At 64.8% G+C, this 20,877-nt stretch carries 14 protein-coding genes and 2 pseudogenes; 9 read left to right on the top strand and 7 right to left on the bottom strand.

The annotated features are described in order from the left end of the window. Nucleotides 1–151: 151 nt before the first annotated feature. From GM909_RS20335 to GM909_RS20310, 6 genes are all read left to right on the top strand, one after another. Entirely contained in the window at nt 152–1,681 is a 1,530-nt protein-coding gene (locus GM909_RS20335; RefSeq protein WP_157019050.1) for a sugar ABC transporter ATP-binding protein, read from the top strand. Continuing rightward, nucleotides 1,678–2,655 (top strand): ABC transporter permease, encoded by a 978-nt coding sequence (locus GM909_RS20330; protein WP_157019049.1) that lies wholly within the window; start codon nt 1,678–1,680, stop codon nt 2,653–2,655. Before GM909_RS20335 ends, GM909_RS20330 begins: the two co-directional genes overlap by 4 nt. Next, on the top strand, nt 2,652–3,647 hold the full coding sequence (locus tag GM909_RS20325) for an ABC transporter permease (protein WP_157019048.1): 996 nt from the start codon (nt 2,652–2,654) through the stop codon (nt 3,645–3,647). The genes GM909_RS20330 and GM909_RS20325 overlap by 4 nt, the downstream gene beginning before the upstream one ends. Then, nucleotides 3,647–3,964, top strand: coding sequence for an L-rhamnose mutarotase (rhaM, locus tag GM909_RS20320; RefSeq protein ID WP_157019047.1), 318 nt, complete (start codon nt 3,647–3,649; stop codon nt 3,962–3,964). Before GM909_RS20325 ends, rhaM begins: the two co-directional genes overlap by 1 nt. Continuing rightward, nucleotides 3,961–5,358 carry an FGGY-family carbohydrate kinase gene (locus GM909_RS20315; RefSeq protein ID WP_157019046.1) on the top strand — a complete coding sequence of 466 codons (1,398 nt, stop codon included), beginning with the start codon at nt 3,961–3,963 and terminating at the stop codon, nt 5,356–5,358. Before rhaM ends, GM909_RS20315 begins: the two co-directional genes overlap by 4 nt. A gap of 120 nt (nt 5,359–5,478) precedes the next feature. Beyond that, a complete protein-coding gene (locus GM909_RS20310) occupies nt 5,479–9,843 on the top strand; it encodes an AAA family ATPase (protein WP_198174329.1) in 4,365 nt (1,454 codons plus the stop codon). A 34-nt stretch (nt 9,844–9,877) separates the two neighbouring features. Here the strand turns inward: GM909_RS20310 and GM909_RS20305 are convergent, their stop codons facing one another. The 5 genes from GM909_RS20305 to GM909_RS20285 form a co-directional block, all read right to left on the bottom strand. Further along, nucleotides 9,878–10,993, bottom strand: a complete 1,116-nt coding sequence (locus tag GM909_RS20305) for a DUF2804 family protein (RefSeq protein WP_157019044.1) — start codon at nt 10,991–10,993, stop codon at nt 9,878–9,880. Between the two features lie 34 nt (nt 10,994–11,027). Further along, entirely contained in the window at nt 11,028–12,680 is a 1,653-nt protein-coding gene (locus GM909_RS20300) for a hydroxysqualene dehydroxylase (RefSeq protein ID WP_157019043.1), read from the bottom strand. A 244-nt stretch (nt 12,681–12,924) separates the two neighbouring features. Further along, nucleotides 12,925–15,159 (bottom strand): TRAP transporter permease, encoded by a 2,235-nt coding sequence (locus GM909_RS20295; RefSeq protein ID WP_198174328.1) that lies wholly within the window; start codon nt 15,157–15,159, stop codon nt 12,925–12,927. Further along, nucleotides 15,156–15,626, bottom strand: a complete 471-nt coding sequence (locus tag GM909_RS20290) for a DUF1850 domain-containing protein (protein WP_198174327.1) — start codon at nt 15,624–15,626, stop codon at nt 15,156–15,158. Before GM909_RS20290 ends, GM909_RS20295 begins: the two co-directional genes overlap by 4 nt. A gap of 32 nt (nt 15,627–15,658) precedes the next feature. Beyond that, nucleotides 15,659–16,639 (bottom strand): TAXI family TRAP transporter solute-binding subunit, encoded by a 981-nt coding sequence (locus GM909_RS20285; RefSeq protein WP_157019041.1) that lies wholly within the window; start codon nt 16,637–16,639, stop codon nt 15,659–15,661. 141 nt (nt 16,640–16,780) lie between these two features. Here GM909_RS20285 and hutG point away from each other — a divergent pair, with 141 nt between their 5' ends. From hutG to GM909_RS20270, 3 genes are read left to right on the top strand one after another with little or no spacing between them, the layout of a single operon-like run. Further along, the gene (hutG, locus tag GM909_RS20280; RefSeq protein ID WP_157019040.1) at nt 16,781–17,602 is read left to right on the top strand and encodes an N-formylglutamate deformylase; all 822 of its coding nucleotides are present in this window, start codon (nt 16,781–16,783) and stop codon (nt 17,600–17,602) included. Next, entirely contained in the window at nt 17,599–19,020 is a 1,422-nt protein-coding gene (locus tag GM909_RS20275; RefSeq protein WP_235911992.1) for a formimidoylglutamate deiminase, read from the top strand. Before hutG ends, GM909_RS20275 begins: the two co-directional genes overlap by 4 nt. Before the next feature lie 5 nt (nt 19,021–19,025). After that, on the top strand, nt 19,026–19,775 hold the full coding sequence (locus tag GM909_RS20270) for an IclR family transcriptional regulator (RefSeq protein ID WP_157019039.1): 750 nt from the start codon (nt 19,026–19,028) through the stop codon (nt 19,773–19,775). A gap of 54 nt (nt 19,776–19,829) precedes the next feature. Here the strand turns inward: GM909_RS20270 and GM909_RS20265 are convergent. After that, nucleotides 19,830–20,618 (bottom strand): annotated as a pseudogene (locus GM909_RS20265) (autotransporter outer membrane beta-barrel domain-containing protein); the annotation flags it as partial. A gap of 12 nt (nt 20,619–20,630) precedes the next feature. After that, nucleotides 20,631–20,877: pseudogene (locus GM909_RS25835) on the bottom strand (hypothetical protein); the annotation flags it as partial.

Here is a 20,877-nt window from a genome sequence, read left to right as displayed (position 1 = left end):
CCCACAAGGAGGGAGATCGGCCTTCATCTCTGCCGGCGCATATCCTGCGGAGTTGGCGATCGGCGAACGCAGGGGCGACAGCCAATCTCCCCCCTTGTGGGGGAGATTGCCGGCAGGCCAGAGGGGGGCGCGAAGGGGCGCCGGCGCACGCATGATGCACGCCCCTGCCCCCACGACGGTCAACGCGACCGCTCCGCTGCTGACACTTTCCGGCATATCGAAATCGTTCCCCGGCGTGCGGGCGCTGAACGATGTCGCCCTGTCGCTCTATCCGGGCCAGGTGACGGCGCTGATCGGCGAAAACGGCGCCGGCAAGTCGACGCTGGTCAAGATCATGACCGGCATCTATCAGCCCGATGCGGGGCGGATCGCCATCGATGGACGTCCGGTCGAGCTGGCGAGCGCCCATGCGGCCTTCGAAAACGGGATCACCGCCATCCATCAGGAGACGGTGCTGTTCGACGACCTGAGCGTGGCCGAAAACATCTTTCTCGGCCATGCGCCGCGCAGCCGGCTCGGCCTGATCGACTGGCGCACCATGCGCGCCAATGCGCGCGAAGTGCTGGAAACGATGCGGGCCGGTCACATCGATGCCGACGCCCGTTTGCGCGACCTCGGCATCGCCAACAAGCATCTCGTGGCGGTGGCGCGCGCCATGTCGATCGACGCCCAGATCGTCATCATGGACGAGCCGACCGCGGCCCTTTCGGCCAAGGAGATCGAGGAGCTGTTCCTGCTCATCGAGTTCCTCAAGGAGGAAGGCAAGGCGATCCTGTTCATCAGCCACAAGTTCGACGAAATCTATCGCATCGCCGACCGCTACACCGTCTTCCGCGACGGCGAGATGGTCGGCGAGGGACGCCTGACCGATACAGCCGAGGGCGAGATCGTCAGGCTCATGGTGGGCCGTTCGGTCGAACATATCTTTCCAGAACGGACGCCGAAAATCGGCGCACCCCTGCTGGCGGTCTCGGGCCTTTCGCACCCGACGGAGTTCGAAGACATCTCGTTCGAGTTGAAACGCGGCGAGATCCTGGGCTTTTACGGCCTTGTCGGTGCCGGCCGCAGCGAAATCATGCAGGCGATCGCCGGCATGACCCGGACGAGTGGCGGATCGATCGCGCTCGACGGCGAGACGCTCGCACCCAAATCGGCGGCGGAGGCCATCGCGTCGGGCATCGTCTATGTGCCGGAAGAACGCGGCAGGCAGGGCGTGGTGATCGGCCTGCCGATCTTCCAGAACGTTTCCCTGCCATCGCTGTCGAAAACGTCGAAGAACGGCGTGCTGAGGCTCGCCGAGGAATTCGCGCTGGCGCGCACCTACACCGAGCGCCTCGATCTGCGCGCCGCCTCGCTCAGCCAGGACGTCGGCACCTTGTCCGGCGGCAATCAGCAGAAGGTCGTGATCGCCAAATGGCTGGCGACGAAGCCGCGGGTCATCATTCTCGACGAGCCGACCAAGGGCATCGACATTGGCTCCAAGGCGGCGGTGCACGGCTTCATGGCCGAGCTCGTCGCTGAGGGCCTGTCGGTCATCATGGTTTCATCGGAACTGCCCGAGATCCTCGGCATGTCCGACCGGATCGTCGTCATGCGCGAGGGACGTATGGTGAATATCTACGACAATGACGGCCTCGACGCCGAGACGCTTGTTCGCGCGGCCGCGGGGATCGTGGCATGAAATCTCTCGCCAAGCATCGTGAAGTCTGGCTGGCGGCGGCCATCGCGCTGCTCGTCATGCTGGTCGCCGTGCGGTTTCCCGGTTTTGCCCGGCCCGACAACCTGCTGACCGTCTTCAACGACTACTCCATCCTCGTCATCCTCGCGCTGGGACAGATGGCGGTCATCCTGACCCGGTCGATCGACCTGTCGATGGCCTCCAACCTGGCCTTCACAGGCATGGTGGTGGCGATGACCAACGCCGCCTTTCCGGGCCTTCCCGTGCCGCTGCTCATCGTACAGGCGATGGCGATCGGCGCCGCACTGGGGGCCTTCAACGGCGCACTGGTGTGGAAGCTCGCAATACCGCCGATCGTCGTCACGCTCGGCACGCTGACGATCTTTCGCGGCGCAACCTTCGTCGTCTCGGGCGGCGCCTGGGTCAATGCCGACGCGATGAGCCCCGCCTTCATCTCGCTTCAGCGTGCCGAGGTGCTGGGCCTGCCGGTGCTCTCCTGGATCGCGATCATCACCATTGCCGCCTTCTTCGTCTTGATGACGCGAACGTCGCTCGGGCGGTCGATCTATGCCGCCGGCGTCAATCCGACTGCGTCGGTCTATGCCGGCATCGATGTCGGCCGCACGAAGTTTCTCGCCTTCTGCCTTTCCGGCATGGTCGCCGGGCTTTGCGGCTATCTCTGGGTCTCGCGCTACGTGATCGCCTCGACGGAGGTCGCCAACGGCTACGAGTTGCAGATCGTCGCCGCCTGCGTCATCGGCGGGGTGTCGATTGCCGGCGGGGTCGGCAGCGTCGGGGGGGCTGTGCTGGGGGCTCTGTTTCTCGGCGTGATCGGTTCCGCCCTGCCCGTCATCAACGTCTCACCCTTCTGGCAGCTCGCCATTTCCGGCGGCGCGATCATCCTTGCCGTCGTGCTCAATGCCCGCGGCGAGAAGAACAAGGGCCGCATCATCCTGAAGAAGGCCGCCACGGCATGACGACCATCGACCGGCACATTCCTGACCGCCTCGACTCGCCGCTGCGTTCGGCGCTGTTTTCGTGGGAAGCGCTTCTGGTGCTCGTGGCGGTGGCCATTTTCATCGTCAACAGCTTGGCTTCGCCCTATTTCCTCAATGCCTGGTCGATCTCCGACCTGACCTTCAACTTCGTCGAAAAGGGGCTGATCGCGCTGGCCATGGCGCTGTTGATCATTGCCGGCGAGATCGACCTGTCCGTCGCCGCGATCATCGCGCTGGCGTCGACTGCCATGGGCATGGCCATGCAGGCCGGCCTCGACACGCCCGGTCTCGTCATTGTCGGGCTCGCCGTGGGTCTGGCGTGCGGCGCCTTCAACGGCCTATTGGTGACCCGGCTGGGGCTGCCTTCCATCGTCGTCACCATCGGCACGATGAGCCTGTTTCGCGGCATCGCCTTTATCGTTCTCGGAGACGAAGCCTATCGCGGCTATCCGCAGAGCTTCGCCTATTTCGGCCAGGGCTATGTCTGGTGGGTGGTCTCGTTCGAGATCGTCCTGTTCGCCGTCATGGCCGTCGTCTTCTGGTTTCTCCTGCATCGGACCGTCTTCGGCCGCACGGTCTTCACGATCGGCAACAACCCGGTCGCCGCCGCCTTCTCCGGCATTCGTGTGGAGCGGGTGAAGTTCATCCTTTTCTGCCTCACCGGCCTGATGGCGGGCGTCGCTTCGGTGCTTCTGACCTCGCGGCTCGGCTCCACCCGGCCGTCGATCGCCCAGGGCTACGAACTGGAGGTCATCACCATGGTCGTGCTGGGCGGCGTCTCTATCCTCGGCGGTTCCGGCTCGATCGTCGGCGTCGTGCTGGCGGCCGTCATCATGGGTCTGGTGACGTTCGGGCTCGGCCTGCTCAACGTTCCGGGCATCGTCATGTCCATCGCCATCGGGATGCTCTTGATTACCGTCATCGCCCTGCCGATCCTGTGGCAAAGGCTGAAGAAGGCGCGCACCGTGTGATGGCCGAGAAATACGCATTCAAGATGAAGCTAAACCCCGGCATGCACGAGGAGTACGTGCGCCGGCATGATGCGATCTGGCCTGAACTCGCCACGCTTTTGAAGCAGGCCGGCATATCCGACTATTCCATTCATCTCGACGCGGAAACCGACATCCTGTTCGCCGTCTTGTGGCGCAGCGACGGCCACGCGATGGACAATCTGCCGAAGCATCCGGTGATGCAGCGCTGGTGGGCCCATATGGCCGACATCATGCAGACCCATCCCGACAACGAGCCGGTCTCGGCCCCGCTCGAGACCGTCTTCCATATGCAATGAACCCCGCCGAAACCCGCCACGTCGCCGTAATCGATATCGGCAAGACCAATGCCAAGCTGGCGCTGGTCGACCTCAAACGACGCACCGAGATAGCAGCGATCCGCCAACCCAACCGGCCGCGAACGCAAGGCCCCTATCCGCATCATGATGTCGAGGCGCTGTGGTCCTTCGTCCTCGACGGCCTGGCCACGCTCCGGCGCGACCATCCGATCGACGCCGTTTCGGTGACGACGCATGGCGCGACGGCGGCGCTGATCGACCGGCAGGGCGACCTCGTCCTGCCGGTGCTCGACTATGAGCATGAAGGACCGGACGACCTCCGCGCCGACTACGAGGCGATACGCCCTCCCTTTGCCGAAACGGGATCGCCGCGTCTGCCGGCCGGTCTCAATCTCGGCGCCCAGATCTTCTGGCTGCAGCAGACCTTTCCCGACGCATTCGCGACGGCGCACGCGTTCCTGACCTATCCGCAGTACTGGACATACCGGCTTACGGGCGTCGTTGCGAGCGAGGCGACGTCGCTCGGCTGTCACACCGATCTATGGAACCCGCAGTCGGGCGATTTCTCGACATTGGCCGATGCCGCAGGGTGGCGAAAGCTGTTCCCGCCGCTGCGCCGAGCAGGCGCGGTGCTCGGCCCCGTCCTGCCGCAGATCGCGGCGCGCACCGGCCTTGATCCCGCAACACCGGTCGTCTGCGGCATCCACGATTCCAACGCCTCCCTGCTGCCGCACCTGGAAACGCGCAAACCCCCGTTTGCCGTTGTGTCGACCGGCACATGGGTGGTTGCCATGGCCGTCGGCAGCGGCAAGGCAGTGCTGGATCCCGCGCGCGACACGCTGATCAACGTCAACGCCCATAGCGATCCCGTCGCCTCGGCGCGGTTCATGGGCGGACGCGAATTCGAGACGGTCATGAAGGACGCCGAACGACGCTCGAACGATGCCGACCTCGAAGACACCCTAAGCCAAAGCATCATGTTGCTGCCGTCGGTTCAGCAGGGATCTGGCCCCTTCCCCGACCATGCGGCAGAGTGGCTTGGTGAAGAACCTGCGGGAGGGCGGCGGTACGTCGCCGCCTCGTTCTACCTGGCCCTGATGACGGCGACCTGCCTCGACCTGATCGGCGCGGACGGAGCAATCGTGGTCGAAGGTCCCTTTGCCGCGAACGCGCCCTATCTCTCGATGCTGTCTGCCGCCACAGGCCGGCCTGTGGCGGCTCAGGAAGAAGACGGAACGGGCACGAGCGTTGGCGCCGCCCTGCTGGCCGGGCGCGCCACACCCCCTGCCCCGCCCGCGCCCGCAGCCCCGATATATCGCTCCGCGCTGCTCCGACAATATGCTGAGAATTGGAGATCGAGCGTGGCCGCCAGGACAACCCCACCCGGGCGATGATTGGGGCCGGCGAGCCGCCGCCCTGTGGCAACTATCGACATGAGGCCGACAATCTGCGCTAGATTGACCGGGCCGAAGGCAGTATCGAAATTGCGTATCGCGCGGCGGGCGGCAGCATCGATGCAACTGGAACACAAGAAGAGATTGATCGGCAGGGACGCGGAAATCGCCCGCGTGTGTCAATTCCTCACCGACAGGGCGGGCAACGAGACCAGGGTGGTCCTCGTCTCCGGCAAGGCAGGGGTCGGCAAGTCGACCCTCGCAGGCGAGGTTCTGGACGGTCTCGAAGGCGGATACTGGCTCGTCTCGACCAAGTTCGACCAGTATCTCGACCTGGGGCCGGCCCGCTTCTTCACCGATGCGCTTTCGGCCCTGGCCGAACGCATACTGGCCCTGCCCGGCGATCAGCGCTCCGCCCTGCGCAACCGCTTGGTCGACGCCGTCAGCCCGAACGGCCAGTTGGTGATCAATCTGTGCCCGCGCATGGGTGAAGTCCTCGGGGCGCAGCCGGAACTCATCGAACTGGCACCGCAGGAGAACCAGGTCCGGTTGTCCATCGTTCTGCGCAAGCTCGTCGCGGCACTGGCGACACCCGAGCACAGATTGATCTTTCATCTCGATGACCTGCAATGGGCCGATGCGGCGACGCTGCGCCTCCTGTGCGACCTCGTCGTCGATCCGGATGTGCAGAATGTGGCGGTACTCGTCGCCTTTCGCTCCGACGACAAGGTTGCGGACAGGCAGCAAAGGGTGTCGACATTCCTTCGCTCCGTGCAGGTCGCGGGGGTCAAGGCGCTGGAATTGACGGTCGGCGGCCTTTCGGAGGCCGAGATCCAGGCCTTCATCCATCAGTCGGTCGAGCTTCCACCGGAAATCATCGGGCAGTTGAGCAGGCAGATCAAGCAGTCGACGGGCGGGGTCCCGCTCGCAGCCGTCAATTTTGTCGACGTGCTGGTGCAAAGGCAGATGCTGCAGCGCGATCCGAAAAGCAGCGCGTGGTCGCAACTCTTCGACGAAGCACAAGAGCTGCTGAGCGATACCGGGGTTCACAATCTCGTCGACCTGAGATTGTCTGCGCTGGAACCGCAAATGCTTCGCACGCTGACAATTGCTGCGGCGATGGGCCAGACATTCGACATCGCCTTGCTGGCCGAAGTCGGATCCGTACCGGTGGACGATATCCGCTCGCAGGTCGAGGCGTTGAAGATGCGCCACCTCGTCGTCGGATCAACATCGCAAGGCAAGATCACCGATCCGGATCGGCAGGAGCTTCGCTTCGCCCATGATACCGTGCAGCAGGCGGCCCATGATCGTGCGTCCGCGGCCGATATGGGCAGTTTCCGCCTGCGCGGCGCACGGATATTTGCCCGCCGGTTCGACGAGGAAGCAGACAATGTCTGGCTGTTTCGGGCCGTCTCCCTGTTCAACCACGCTCCAGATGCGATCCCCGATCGGGCCGAGCGCCAGCGCGTCTTCGACCTCAACACTCTTGCCGCCAGACGCGCGCTCGATGCCGGCGGACCGAGCATGGCCCTGGCCTTTGCGAGGGCAGCGATGGTCGTTCTGCAGGACGATGCATGGTCGCTCGGCTACGAAAACACTCGCATGGTCCATCTCGCGGGCGCCGAAGCGGCGTATCTGTGCGGCGAAAGGCAAGCACTCGAAGACTTCTGCCGCGATGCCGCGGAAAACGCGCGCGACGTCGCGGACTGGGCGCGTGCCCGTGCAATCCTGCTGCAGGAGCGGGTCAGCGCGATGGCCTATCCCGAAGCCCTGGACATGGCGCTCGACACGCTGCGGCGCCTGAAGGCACCGCTGCCGCGCCATGCAGTCAAGGCGAACGTGGCGACGAGCTTCGCGCGCACCATGCTGGTCCTGCGCCGCTACACGAGCGAAGAGCTGTTCCAGCTTCCGCGCATGCGCGACGAGCGCTCGGAGCGCGAAATGGAGATCCTCATGCTTGCCGCCTCGGCGGCCTATTTCGCCGCGCCCAACCTGTTTGCGCTGATCGTGTTGCGCATGGTGCGGCTGTCCGTGCAGAAGGGAAACTGCATTGCCTCGGCCTTCGGCTGGGAGTGTTACGGCCTGGCGATGTGCGCCATGCTGGGCCGCGTCGAGGCCGGCTACGGTTACGGAATCCTGGCGCTGCGCCTGATCGAGAAGTTCAAGGCCGATCATCTGCGCGCGCGTGTGCACATGCTGTTCAACGTCTTCGTCCGCCATTGGCAGGAGGGGCGCGACCTCATCGCCGAACATCTGCTGGAGGGCGAGAAGGCCGGCATCGCCACCGGCGACCTCGAATTCGCCACCTACTGCATGTGGCACCGGTGCAACGACGCCTTCTGGTCGGGCACGCCGCTGGCGGATGTCCGCGCCATGGCAAGGCAGGCTCATTCCATCTCCACCAGGCACAACCAGAGCAAGGTCGCGTTCCTTCTCGCAATGATGCTCGAATTCATCGAGTGGGCGGCGGCTGACCCGGGCGAAGCGCCCCTGCCCGACGACGACAAGCATGAGGCCTACTGCCTGGATCACGGCGACTTCACCTCGCTGTGCTACGTCAAGCTGTACCAGGCGCTGCGCCATGCGATCGCCGGGGACATGATGGCGTGTCTGGCCGCAACCCGCGAGATCGACCGCCATTCCGACGCCCTGCAGGGACAGTTCTACGTCCCCCACGCCATCCTCTTGCGCACCCTGGCCGCATCCGAATGCGCCCGCGCCGGCACGACGCCGAAAATGCTCGCCCGGCTCGCCGGCAAGGGCGCGCGGCGCCTGAGGCACTGGGCCGACAAGGGCGCCGTCGACGTGGTACCGCTGGCGGGTCTCGCCGAGTGCCTTGCCAGATGGGCTGCCGGCGACCGCCTCAAGGCACTGGAAGGGCTGGGCCACACGCTCCAGCCGGGCGATACGCAAAGGGGTCATGGCTCGACGCTACCGGTTCTCTATGCCGGGTTCGCCGCCGACAGCCTGTCGCGCCTCGAAGCCGAACTGGGACTTTCGCGCGGCGCATCCGATCACTCAGAAGCAGTAGACCGGGCCAGGGCATGGGGCTCGCCGGTATTTGCCTCCCGGCTTGCCGGAAACCGGTCCTGGCAACTGCCATTGCGCAGCGAAGGCAGTGCAACGCCGGTGCGAAGCGGTCCTCTCCCGGCCGACCCGGCGGCGGAGACCGGGGGGCTCGACGCACTCACCGCCAACACATCGCAGCGCATTCTCGATATGCTCGGCGGCACCTATCTCGAACTCGTCCTACTGGAGGACGGCGAGGCGTTCACCCTGCTGCGGGCAACGCGTGGAAAGTCCGGCGCCGTGTCGGTCGATCACACGGGCGTGGCGACCCGGAGCGATGCTGCGACCGCTGCCCGAAAGTCTGCCGAAACGACGGAACTCTCCATCGTGCAGCACGCCTCGCAGACTGCGGTCCAGCAGATGAGCGTCTCCCTGCCGCAATATGACGGCACCGTGGCCTGTCTCCTGGTGCAGTCCGATCGCGATGGCGGACACGCCGTGCCGGCCGGGCAACTCCGCACCATCGCCGCACCCCTCGTCGCCGCCTTGCGCCACGAGCGCCTGAAGCGCAGCCTCGACCGCGAGCAGTCCCGGCGGGTCTCCTTGACGACGGCGCATGGCCGGTTCGTGCCGCAATTCATTCTGCGCGCCCTGGGACACAGCGAAATCACCGAGCTGCGGATCGGCGATTTTGCGCCCAAGCGCATGACGGTGATGTTCTGCGACATGCGCGGCTCGACCGGCATCGTCGAGGCGATCGGGCCGCAGGCGAGCATGGAACTGTTCAACGAGCTCTTCGCGGCCATGGAAAGCGAAGTGCTGAGGGCGGGCGGCTATGTCGACAATTTCATCGGCGACGCGGTGCTGAGCCTGTTCGAAACGCCGGCCGATGTCGTCGTGCAGGCGGCCATTGCACTCAGCCGTGAACTGCGGCGCCTGCACGGCACGCTCGAAAAGCGCGGCCTGCCCGTGCCGGGCTTCGGCATCGGCATGAGCACCGGCGACGTGGTGCTCGGCGCCGTGGGCGGCCTCAACCAGATACGCGGCGGCTCGATCGGCGATACGGTGAACCTTGCCGCCCGGGTGGAGGGGCTGACCCGGCGATACCGCGCAAGCACGCTGATCGCCGAAAGCACCTTTGGCGAATTGACCGATCCGGGCCAGTTCGCTCTTCGCCAGGTCGACTACATCACGGTTGTCGGCAAACAGATGCCGATCCGCCTCTTCGAGGTGATCGACGCGCTTCCCGCGGATCGGGCCGAGCCGCTGCGCCGCATGCTGGCGCGCTACGAGGAAGGCGTCGCGCAATATTACGCCAGGGATTTCGCGAACGCCGCCGAAGCATTCAGCGACTGTGTCGGCAGCGTTCCGCACGATATCCCCGCGAAAGCCTATCTGGAGCGGGCCAGAACCAATATGCGCGACGGCGTGGCGGACGACTGGACGGGCGTGCACCAGCTGCGCGAGAAGTAGAAGGGGCTCTCGCTACACCCCTGCGGCTCCCGTTCTATTCGTCCCTGTGGCCGCCGATCCAGCGATCGGTATATTCGCAAAAGCCCGGTGTCGAGATTTCGGCAAGAACGGCGCCGGCCTTGCCCGTTTCCGATTCTCTGGCAAGGAGTTGGCCGGTAAAGTTGCATGCCTGCTCGAACACGATCAGCGGGTATTTCCATAGCGTCGAGGTTTCGGCGACCTGCCATTCGAGCCGCAGAATATATTCGCCGCCGGCATCGACACCTTCGAAGGAAACCCGTGTCGGGTAGTCCCAGAAATGCCACCAGCTTTGCCAGTCGCTCTGGGTGGCCTTGAATCGGTCCTGCGGAAAATAGAGCGCCTTGTCGCCCCAGCGAAGATAGGCCGTCGACTTCTGAAAGGCGGCATGGAAGCCGACATCGAACGCCACCGTGTGATCGGGTGTCGAGAACTGCGCCCAGCTCCAGATGCGCTCGGGCAGCATCCACATGCCCCAGTCATGGTCGTGATAGCCCTTGGCGTCGGAAAGCCCGTATGTCTGGCCGTCGACCACGACGCTGCCCTCCACTTGCGCCCCCGGCATGTAGACCAGCCAGCTGGAAACCTCCCAGTCCGAGTATCCCGGCACGTTGTTGGCCAGCAACTGCGAGGGGCCCTTGCGATGAAACGTCAGGTCCATGCTTACCGCGCCGTCCCCGGTCCGTGCGCGCACGCGGTACGTATCGGGATCGACAACCTTCACCGTATTCGAGGCAATCGTCACATCGGCGCATTCGGGCGCGGCGGCGAAGTGGGTGATGTGGAAGAACTCGATGTCCGTAACCACCTCCTTGCCGGGCTGGAAAACGGCCATGTTGAGGCTTGCCGTGCCAAGGTCGAGCTCGTTTCCGGGATTGCTCACGGCGAAGGTCACCATGCCCGACAGGCCGGAAACCGGATCCTGGAAATTATAGTACCACCATTCGACATAGAACAGCTTGTGCGAGTGATGCTGGAAGTCCTGGAAGTGAAAACCGTCGTCGCGCGCCGTGATCGCCTCGCCGCTGCGCAATGGCGCGGGCTGACGCGGTGGACCGGGCAAATTCGCTTCGCCGGCGCGCGCCAGCATGGCCCGGCGGAGACGTTTGATCAGTCCGGCATCGGCTTCCATTGCGTATTCCCTTTCCGGTTATTCGCTTGCAGGCTCAAAAGAACAGATGTCCGTCCCAGGGTTTACCCGCCTTGAAGCGCGTCTTGTCATGCGCCCGCCAGGCGCTCAACACGGACGGCATCGGCATGTCCCACAACCGGCAGCGCTCGTCGTGCGAGCAGGCATCGTCGAGTATCGCGTTGACAGCCCGGCGCGCCGCCTCGTTTGCCGCTTCCATGCAGGCAAGGTCGGTCTCCGTCTGCACGTAGTCGGAGGCGAGCACGAGGTTGCGGATGGCCGTCTTCGCTGCCGGGCGCACCGGCCAGGAACGCGGTTCATTGATGAACAACGGCTCCAGATTGATCGTGGCATGCGGCCTGTCGGCGTGCGGGATCTCGATATCCGTATCCAGAAACCAGCTGTGCAGCATGTCGTCGCTCAACTGCACGCGGCCGCCGACATTCTGGCTGCGTTTCAATTCCTCCCAGACCTCTTTTGCGATGTCCTCGGCAGCCACGACGTCCCTCGCCTTCTTTTTGACGAAGGTGCCGCGCGCGTCCCAGTCCGAGATGTCGACCGAGAGGATGCCGCGCACCGTGCCGTCGCCATAGCGCGACAGGTCGATGCCGCGCCAGAGCTGCGCCTCCGAGATCGAGGTGATCGCCCAGGGACTGTCGACATAGAGGGAATGGCCGTCGACGATCGGCACGTCCTGCTTGAGGAAGAACTGGATTCCGTTCATCCAGCGCACATTCGGCGCCAGTTGCCTGACGCCGGCCAGTTCCGGGGCACGGCCGACCATCTCGTCGCTGATCAGCGGTGTGAAATGCTCGATCGGGATGGCGGCGACGAAATAGTCCGCCTCGACCTCTTTCTCGCCGTCGGGACCGGAGACGGTCGCGGCGGATATGCGATCCCCGTCCATGGAAATCCGCGTCACCCGGCTGCGCGTATGATAGGTGCCGCCGAGGCGGGCAATCTCGGCAATCCAGGGCAACAGCAGCGCTTCGCTCGTCGGCGCGTTCAGCACACGGTCCGTGCCCTTGCCGCCGGCGATCATGCCATCGGCAAGCCGCACCTGTATCTGCCCGATGGTGCGCGCGCTGCCCTTGCGCGCATTGGCGGCGACCAGCGAGCGCGACAGACCCTCGGCGAGGAATTTCTGGTAATCGGCGCTGCGATTTTCCGCCTCGACGAAATCCCACCAGGACTCGTTCTCGAGTTCGGCCAGCCGGCGTTCCTTGCACGAGGTCATCACCTGCCAGAGCTTGCCGGCAAAGAATTCGAGGTCTTCCAGCGGCAGTGGCAGGATGTGGCCGTACACCTCGCGTATCAAGATCTCGATATCGGCCAGTGACCTGGGAATGCGGGCAAGCAGTTCCACCGACGGCTTGTCGTAACGCGCAATCTGGATGGCTTCGACGCCGACCAGATTTTCGGCGCATGTCGCCCCGCGCGCGCCGTAGGGTATGCGCGACATGCTGTCGGGCAAATGGACGTAGAAGGCGGGGAAGAACCGAAAGCCGTGCTCGCCGGGCAGATCGCGCCGGCCATGCGTTCCGGTATGCGGAGCGGGGATCGTCCGGGCCTTGCCGCCGGGAATGGTCTGGGCGTCGAATATCTCGACGGCGAAGCCGCGCAGGGCCAATTCGTGCGCGGCGGTCAGACCGCCGATGCCGCCTCCCAGGATCGCCACTTTCTTTGCCATGTCTCCCCCATAGTGGTTGATGAGATAGGTTCGGGACGGAAGGTGTCGATATTCTCCGGGCGGCTCCGAGTGTGACCGGACGGCGCTTTATCGTGATTGCCCTCGCCACGAATGGCAAACATAAAATGATGATGATCAAGAAATGGACTGTATATCTGAACAAGAAATCTTGCGCAGCGGGTCTTTACTTTGCAGATCAATCTTGCCGGGTCGCCCGGCGCCCACCCTGATTGCCGTGCCGCGCTCAGGTCGCGCGGCGCGGCACGCCGCCCGGGCGCATCAGGATTGCCAGGACCACGACGGCGCCGGCAAGGATGGCCGCCCAATGGGTCGAGATCAAAAGCAAGCCGGCGATGGTCAGCGCCGCCTTTTCCCACAGCACGAGATCGCGGCGGAACCAGCCGATATAGGCGGCTGACAACGCCAGCACCCCCAGCAGGCCCGAAAGCAGTGCGGTGATGAACTCCACCCAGGTGAAATCCACGAACAGCAGGCTTGGCGCGTAGATGAACATGAACGGCACCAGCGCCTTGCCCATAGAGAGCCGGAAAGCGGTGGTGCCTGTCGTCATCGGCTCGCTGCGCGCAAGACCGGCAGCCGCATAGGCCGCCAGCGCCACCGGAGGCGTCACGTCGGCCAGCACGCCGAAATAGAACACGAAGAAATGCGTGGCGATGAGCGGCACGCCGAACTCCGTCAATGCCGGCGCCGCGATCGAGGCCAGGATGATGTAGGTCGGCGTCGTCGGAATGCCGGCGCCCATGACGATACAGGCGATGGCGACGAAGATCAGGCCGAAAAACAGCGCCATGCCGTTTTCAGACAGAAGCCCGGTGAAATCGAGCGCAGTGACGAAACCGGCAACGTCATGCGCCAGTTGCACCACCGCGGCGGAGAACTTGAAGCCGAGACCGGTGAGCGTCGTCATGCCGAGCAGGAAGCCGACGCAGGCGCAGGCCGCGCCGATGGCCAGCGCGAACTTGGCGCCGTCCTCGAAGCCCCGCACCAGGCGCGGCGGCGTCAGTACGGTGGAGGTGTCCATCGTTTTGTTGCCGAGCGAATGCATCACGAGCGGCACGTAGGAAAACACGATGGTCAGGATGATGCCCCAGAAGGCGGCGAGGAAGGGCGTGTACTGCATCAGCAGCATGGCCACCATCGCGACCAGCGGGACGAACAGATGCCAGGATCTTGCCAGCACGGCGCCGAATTGCGGGATCCTGTCCTTCGACAGCCCCATCAGGCCCAGCTTCTTGGCCTCCAGATGCACCATCAACAGGATGGCGATATAGTGGAAGCAGGCCGGCACGATGGCGATCAGGATAAGCTCGTTATACGGCACGCCCAGCATTTCCGTCATCACGAAGGCCGAGGCGCCCATGATCGGCGGCGTGATCTGCCCGCCGCAGGAAGCCGAAGCCTCGACCGCGCCGGCGAAGCGGCTGGAAAAGCCCGACTTCTTCATCAGCGGTATGGTGAAGGCGCCGGTCGTCACCGTGTTGGCGATGGGCGAGCCCGAAATCATGCCGAAAAAGCCCGAAGACACGACCGACACCTTGGCCGAGCCGCCGGAGGCACGCCCGGCGACGATCGTGGCAAGATCGATGAAGAGTTTCCCAAGCCCGCTCATCTGCGCGAGGATGCCGAACAGCACGAAGTGGAACACATAGGTCGCCACCACGCCGACGGCGACGCCGTATATGCCTTCGGTTCCGACATAGAGATGGTTGATGATGCGCGTGATGGAATAGCCGCGATGGGCAAGGATCCCCGGCAGATAAGGGCCGGCCAGCGCGTAGAGCAGGCAGGCGATGCCGATATAGGCCAGCATCGGCCCCATGGTGCGGCGGGTGGCCTCCAGCGTCATGACAATGGCGATGAGGCCCATCATGTAGACGGGCTCCGGCGGGTTGCCCACATTGTCGATGAAGATGTACTTGAAGAAGATCGACAGATAGGCCGAGAAACCCGCGCCGAAGGCCGCGAAGATCCAGTCGCGCAGGGCGACCTTCTCGGGGTCGGCGCCGCGCCGGTTGAACGGCAGGGTGAGCGCGATCAGCATCAGCATGACGGCAATGAAGACGGTTCTTACCGTACTGGCGGGCAGCCACGTCGCAATCTCGTAGAGCAGATAGAGATACAAGCCGGCGAAGAAGAGCGATTCCACCCAGATCTTCGCGTCGGGCGCCGCGCGCTTGCGCGGAAAAACAAGAAAGATCAACCCCATCACGAAGGACAGGTGGATCGTGCGGTGCATGACCTCGTTGAGCAGGCCGAAGCCGGCCGTGTAGACATGGAACAGCGACAGCATGACCGCGGCGACGGTGACGAGAACCGCGGTCGGGCCGACGAGCTTGCGGAAATTCGACTCCGAATCGTACTCCCGAACGAGCGCCTCGACTTCGTCAGCGGTCGGTTCGCGCTCGGCCTCGCTCGCGGATTGGGCGTGACTGCCTCTGTCAGGAATCAGGTTGGTCAATGCGTTGTATCCTCGTCGCAAGGGGCAAGGGTCAATGCGGCATGGCCGAGATCGGCCAGCGGCAGATCGGTCCCGGCAGTGTGCAGCGTATTCTTGAAGCGCGCCTGAATCCGCAGCGGTATGGGGCCGGTATGGCGTGCCATTTCAAGAATGAACCGGCCGTCTTCATGCCGCCAACCGGTTGCGTCCATATCGTTGGCGATCGACGGCAGCCCAGCGCCGTGCGCCTCGAACACTTCCGAGGTTTGCACGATTTCGCCGCCCTCGACGCGGTAGGCGTCGATCACCGGCGTACGCGAAACGGAATGAATGAAACTCAACCGAAACGTTGCCCCGGGGCCCAAAGGCAGGCGCGCAACCTCGCGCCCCGTGCCTCGGGTCTCCGTCAGGCACAGCCAGTCGCCTCCTGCGGCCGCAGCCGGCAGGGAGACACATGGCGCGACGGAGATGGCGGCCAGCGCCGCCATCCCGATCCTGCGCAGTTGCCTGCGCACAAGCATTACTTGGAGACGCCTTTCTCGGCGTAGTACTTCTCGGCCCCCGGATGAACCGGGATCGAAACACTTTCCAATGCCTTGTCGAGGGAGATCTGCTTGCCCATCGGGTGCACCTTGCCCAGCGTCTCGGTGTTCTCGTAGAGCGCCTTGGTGACCGCGTAGATGATCTCTTCCGGAACCTCCTCGTGGGTTGCCCAGATGGCGCGCACGGCCAGCGTTTCAACGTCGGCATCGAGGCCCTTGTAGCTGCCCGCCGCAATCACCGCGTTGGCGTAGTAGGGCTGGGTTTCCTGCAGCTTGGCGATCGCCGGACCGTTCAGCGGAACGATGCGGATGTCGTGGCCATTGGCGAGATCGGTCACCGACGAGGTCGGCAGGCCGGCCGTGATCAGCGAGGCGGCGAGGTTGCCGTCCTTGATCTTGTCGACCGACTGGGCGAACGAGGAATAGTCCTCCGAAACGTCCTCGCGCTTCATGCCGTGGGCCTCCAGGAGGTCGCCCAGAAGCTGCCACTGGCCCGAACCCGGCGAGCCCGAAGAGACCGACTTGCCCTTCAAGTCCTCGAACGTCTCGATGCCGCTGTCGGCCCGCACGACGAGCTGCACGGTCTCCGGATAAAGTGCGCCGATGGCCCGCAGGTTGGTCAGCGCGCCCTCATTGAACTGGTTCACACCGCGAAAGGCGGCATCGAGAATGTCGGCCGCCACGAAGGCGGACTCGATCTCGCCCCGACCCAGAAGCTGCGCGTTGGCGACCGAGGCGTTGCCGGTTTCGGCCGTGGCCGAGATCCTGGTATCGGGCAATTCGGCGGTGTTCGAGATCAACTGCGCCAGCATCCCGCCCAGCGGATAGTAGGTGCCGCCCGTGCCGCCGGTGGCAATGCCGAAGAAGGTGCGGCCGGCGGCGAAGGCAGGCGCGGTTGCAAAACCGGCCAGCGTCGCAGCGGCCGTGGTGCCAAGGAACTGGCGCCGGGATAGGATCATGGAATGCACTCCCTCTGTTCAGGTTCATCCTTCCCGCACCGCAAGGGCCGGCGGCCTGCCTGGGACGAGATAGGATGGAAACCTTCTTGACGCTTCGTTTTTGCATGTCAATAACAGTTTTCAAATGCGAAAGGAGATGACGTGGGCAGAGAGCTTGAAACACCGCTTTTTGATCGGATCGCGGGCGATACGCCCCTGCTGCTGAATGTGCCCCATGCCGGCACGGAGCTGCCCGATTCGCTGCGGTCGCGGCTTTGTCCCGAGGCGCTCGATCTGCGCGACACCGACTGGCACATGGATCGTATCGCCCGCGACATCCTGCCCGACGGCGCCAGCCTCATGGCCGCCCGGCTCTCGCGGTATGTGGTCGACCTCAACAGGCCCAAGGAGGACGTGCCGCTCTACACCGGTGCAACGACCGGCCTGATCTCGACCATCGATTTCGACGGCACGCCGATTTACCGCGAAGGCAAAGAGCCGGACGAGGCCGACCGCACGGCACGCATTGCCGATTTCTGGCAGCCCTACCACGCTGCGCTGGCTGCCGAGATCGAGCGCATCCGCTCGGCCCATGGCTTCTGCCTGCTGCTCGATGTCCATTCGATCCGCAGCCGCGTCCCTCGTCTTTTCGAAGGCCGCCTGCCCGACCTCAATCTCGGCACCAACTCCGGCGCGAGCTGCGCCCGCCCCCTATCAGACTCCGCATTCGAGGCACTGGAGGCGAGCTGCTTCAGCGCGGTTCGCGACGGGCGTTTCAAGGGCGGCTTCATCACCCGCCATTATGGCGAGCCGGCGCGCAACGTCCACGCGCTGCAGATCGAGATCGCCCAGGACTGCTACATGCTGGAAGAAAGTCCCTGGACCTACCTGCCCGAAAAGGCCGACCGCCTGAAGCAGGCGCTCGCCGCGCTCGTCGCCGCGATGGTTGAATTCGGATCGACCTTGGAAAGCAAGCAGCAATGACCCCGCCACACATGCAAGGCGCGCATTTTCGCCTCGCGCTGACCCCCGAGGGCTGGCGGCGCAACCTTTCGGCCCGCTTCGCGCCCGACGGCACGGTCGCCGCACTGACCGAAGACGACAATCCGCTCGGCCTGCCGGTCTACGAAAACCCGGTCGTGCCGGGCATCACCAACCTGCACAGCCACGCCTTCCAGTATGCCATGGCCGGCCTGTCGGAGGTGCGGCGCAATCCGGTCGACAGCTTCTGGTCGTGGCGCGACATCATGTATTTCTTCGCGCTCACACTTTCGCCCGAGGACATGCAGGCGATCGCCGCGCGGCTTTATCTCGCGCTCATCAAGGGCGGCTATACGGGCATCGTCGAGTTTCACTATGTCCACAACGATCTCGACGGCACACCCTATGCGCGCCGCGAGGAACTGTCGCTGGCGATCTTCGAGGCGGCCGCCGCGACGGGCCTTGAGCTCACCCACCTGCCGGTCTTCTACGCCCATTCCAATTTCGGCGGCCTGCCGCCGACCGACGGCCAACGGCGCTTCATCCAGGACCTCGACGGCTACGCCGCCATAATCGAGGCGCTGAAAGGCCCGGCCGCACAAGCCGGCCACAGGCTCGGCATCGCGCCGCACTCGCTGCGCGCGGCAACGGCGGACGAAATCGCCCGGCTGATGGAGTTGCGCCAGTCCGTTCTGCCCGACTGCCCGGTCCATATCCATGTGGCCGAGCAGGTGAAGGAAGTCGAGGACGCACTCGCCTGGAACGGGCGCCGTCCGGTCGAGCAGCTTTTCGACATCGCGCCGGTCGATGAGCGCTGGTGCCTGATCCACGCCACTCACCTGATCGACGCCGAAGTCGCACAAATTGCCAGGTCCGGCGCCACTGTCGGGCTCTGCCCGATGACCGAAGCCAATCTCGGTGACGGCATCTTCCGCGCGGCGGAATACCTGCACCAGGGCGGCCATTTCGGCATCGGATCGGATTCCAACATCGCCACCTTCGCGGCGCAGGAGTTGCAGCAGCTCGAATACAGCCAGCGCCTGCGCGACCGGCAGCGCAACGTTCTCGCCGCCCCCGGCCAGCCGCATGTGGCGGCCAATCTGTGGTCGCAGGCGGCCCTTGGCGGGGCGCGCGCGGCCGGTCGTCCCGACGGCGCGCTGAGGGTCGGCGGCATGGCCAGCTTCGTCGAGCTGACCAGCCCGGAACCGGCAGCCATGGCGCCGGTCGACTCCGAAGCCGCGCTCGATTTCCACGTCTTCGCCGGCCGTGGCTTCCATGTCGGCGATGTCTGCGTGCGCGGCAAGCGCGTGGTGAGTGCCGGCCGTCATCCGCGCGAAGAGGCCATCCTTGCCGACTATGCCGCCGCCATGCAACGCGTCTCGCAGCGTCTCGCCGAACGCAACGAGGGTGGCCGCAGGTGAGCCGAATGGCAAAGGAACCGGACTACCGCTCCAACTCCCTGGTGCGCGGTCTGAGCATCCTGCAATGTTTCGACCATCGCCACCCGGACAGGACGCTGAGCGAGATCGCCGAGGCGATCAACGTCACCAGTTCCGCCGCCTATCGCTTCGTCGTGACGCTGGAACGCGAAGGCTACCTGGCGCGGCAGGACAACCGATACCGGCTGGCGCCACGGGTGATGGATCTCGGCTACAGCTACATCTCCTCGCTCGACGTCTACGACATCGCGCGCCGGCCGGCCGACGCATTGCGCAACGAAACGGGCTTCACGGTGCATGTCTCGGTGCTCGAAGGCACCGACATCGTCTATGTCTACCGCGCCCTTTCGGACCGCTCGATGGTCTCCAACGTACCGGTCGGCTCGCGTCTTCCGGCTTTTTCCACAACCATGGGCCGCATCCTCTTGAGCGACCTTTGCGAAGAAGAGCTCGAGCGGCGCTTCGCCGACTATGTCTTCGCGCCGATGAGCAACAAGGCGCCCGCCTCGCTGACCGACCTCAAGGCGCTGCTCGTCGAGGATCGCAAGCGCGGCTACGTGGCGCAAGCCTCCCATCTGGCGACCGGCACCTATTCCGTCGCAGCACCGCTGATCTCCCGCGACGGCCGCTATGCCGCCGCGATAAACCTCTCCGGCCACGAGCTGCAGATGCGTCCCGATGCCAGGCTGATTGCCCGGGTGCGCGAGGCGGCTGGCACCATCTCCGAGATGCTTTGACCGGATGCGATCCGGCGGATGGCAGTCGCCGGTGCGGGTTCGCTTCAACCGCGATCAGAACCTGACGCTGAGTCTCGCCTTGAAGCCGTGCTCTTGGGCATCGCCGGCGATCTGGCCGGCATAGGACAGGCCAAGCGTGGCGCTGTCGGTGACGGCGAGGTCGAGCCCGGCCTCGATGATGGCCGCGTCCTCGGCGATCGGCGCGCCGGCAACGGTAAAGGCCGCGCCGCCGTCAAAGGCCTGCGTGGCAAGCGGCACCGTGTCGCCGAATGCATGGCGCCAGCCGAGGGTGCCGCGCGCCGTGGCGCTCATCGTGCCGAGCGAAAAATCGGTCGAAGCGCGCAGGCCGAGCGTGGCAAAACTGGTCTCGGTCGTCTGGCCGTTGGCCGAAAGTGCGGCCGCGCCGCCTTCCTCGCCAAAGCCGTTCGTGTCGAGATTGACATAGGCGAGGCCAGCGAAGGGTTCGAAGGTGGCGATGGCCGTATCGATCCGGTAGCCCGCCTCGCCGAATGCCTGGAACGTGCCGGCGTCGTAATCGGCCGAAAGAGAATCGGCAAAGCCGGGAAAGGCGACCGAACGGCTAGTCTCGATGGCGTGCCACGTATAGGCGAGGCCGCCGGTGAGCCTCAAGGCGTCCCATTGCCCGCCGCCGTAAAGGCCGAGATGGACATTGTCGCTCGAGCCTGACGCGGCCCGGTCGTCGGCATGAAAGGAGGAATGGCTGTAGCCGGCCAGAACACCGAGCCGAAAATTTTCCGTGACCGTGCCGTCGAGCCCGGTCAGGAAACCGCCGGTCGAGCGGTCGAGCTTGGCCGCATTGCCGTTGCCTTCGCTCTCGCCCCAGGCGCCGAAGGCCTAGCCCCAGGCGACGAGGCCGGCACTGTCGGCCGCCGCCGGGCGCCGTCCGTCCGGCCCATAGGCCATCAGCGGCATGGCGGGGGCGGCAATGCCGGAAAAGGCCGAGCGCATGCGCGCGCCGACCGCATCGCGCACGAAACGGCTGTCCTCGATGAAGCCGCTCTTGATGCTGGCGTGAATCTCGCCGGACAGGGCATCGAAGACTGCCGGCGCTGCCGCCTCGCCCAATCCGACCAGCGCGCGA

The sequence above is a fragment of the Mesorhizobium xinjiangense genome, assembly GCF_009749525.1.
Taxonomy (GTDB): Bacteria; Pseudomonadota; Alphaproteobacteria; order Rhizobiales; family Rhizobiaceae; genus Mangrovimarina; species Mangrovimarina xinjiangensis.
The sequence above is the reverse complement of the archived record's forward strand: the minus strand, read 5'-3'. Positions and strand labels throughout refer to the sequence as shown.

What these genes read in the sequence shown, in the direction of transcription:
- GM909_RS20310 (WP_198174329.1), top strand. Translation starts at nt 5,479, where the DNA reads ATGCAACTGGAACACAAGAAGAGATTGATCGGCAGGGACGCGGAAATC.
- GM909_RS20290 (WP_198174327.1), bottom strand. Translation starts at nt 15,626, where the DNA reads ATGGCGGCGCTGGCCGCCATCTCCGTCGCGCCATGTGTCTCCCTGCCG.
- GM909_RS20300 (WP_157019043.1), bottom strand. Translation starts at nt 12,680, where the DNA reads ATGGCAAAGAAAGTGGCGATCCTGGGAGGCGGCATCGGCGGTCTGACC.
- GM909_RS20335 (WP_157019050.1), top strand. Translation starts at nt 152, where the DNA reads ATGATGCACGCCCCTGCCCCCACGACGGTCAACGCGACCGCTCCGCTG.
- GM909_RS20305 (WP_157019044.1), bottom strand. Translation starts at nt 10,993, where the DNA reads ATGGAAGCCGATGCCGGACTGATCAAACGTCTCCGCCGGGCCATGCTG.
- GM909_RS20330 (WP_157019049.1), top strand. Translation starts at nt 1,678, where the DNA reads ATGAAATCTCTCGCCAAGCATCGTGAAGTCTGGCTGGCGGCGGCCATC.
- GM909_RS20270 (WP_157019039.1), top strand. Translation starts at nt 19,026, where the DNA reads ATGGCAAAGGAACCGGACTACCGCTCCAACTCCCTGGTGCGCGGTCTG.
- GM909_RS20275 (WP_235911992.1), top strand. Translation starts at nt 17,599, where the DNA reads ATGACCCCGCCACACATGCAAGGCGCGCATTTTCGCCTCGCGCTGACC.
- GM909_RS20325 (WP_157019048.1), top strand. Translation starts at nt 2,652, where the DNA reads ATGACGACCATCGACCGGCACATTCCTGACCGCCTCGACTCGCCGCTG.
- rhaM (WP_157019047.1), top strand. Translation starts at nt 3,647, where the DNA reads ATGGCCGAGAAATACGCATTCAAGATGAAGCTAAACCCCGGCATGCAC.
- GM909_RS20285 (WP_157019041.1), bottom strand. Translation starts at nt 16,639, where the DNA reads ATGATCCTATCCCGGCGCCAGTTCCTTGGCACCACGGCCGCTGCGACG.
- GM909_RS20315 (WP_157019046.1), top strand. Translation starts at nt 3,961, where the DNA reads ATGAACCCCGCCGAAACCCGCCACGTCGCCGTAATCGATATCGGCAAG.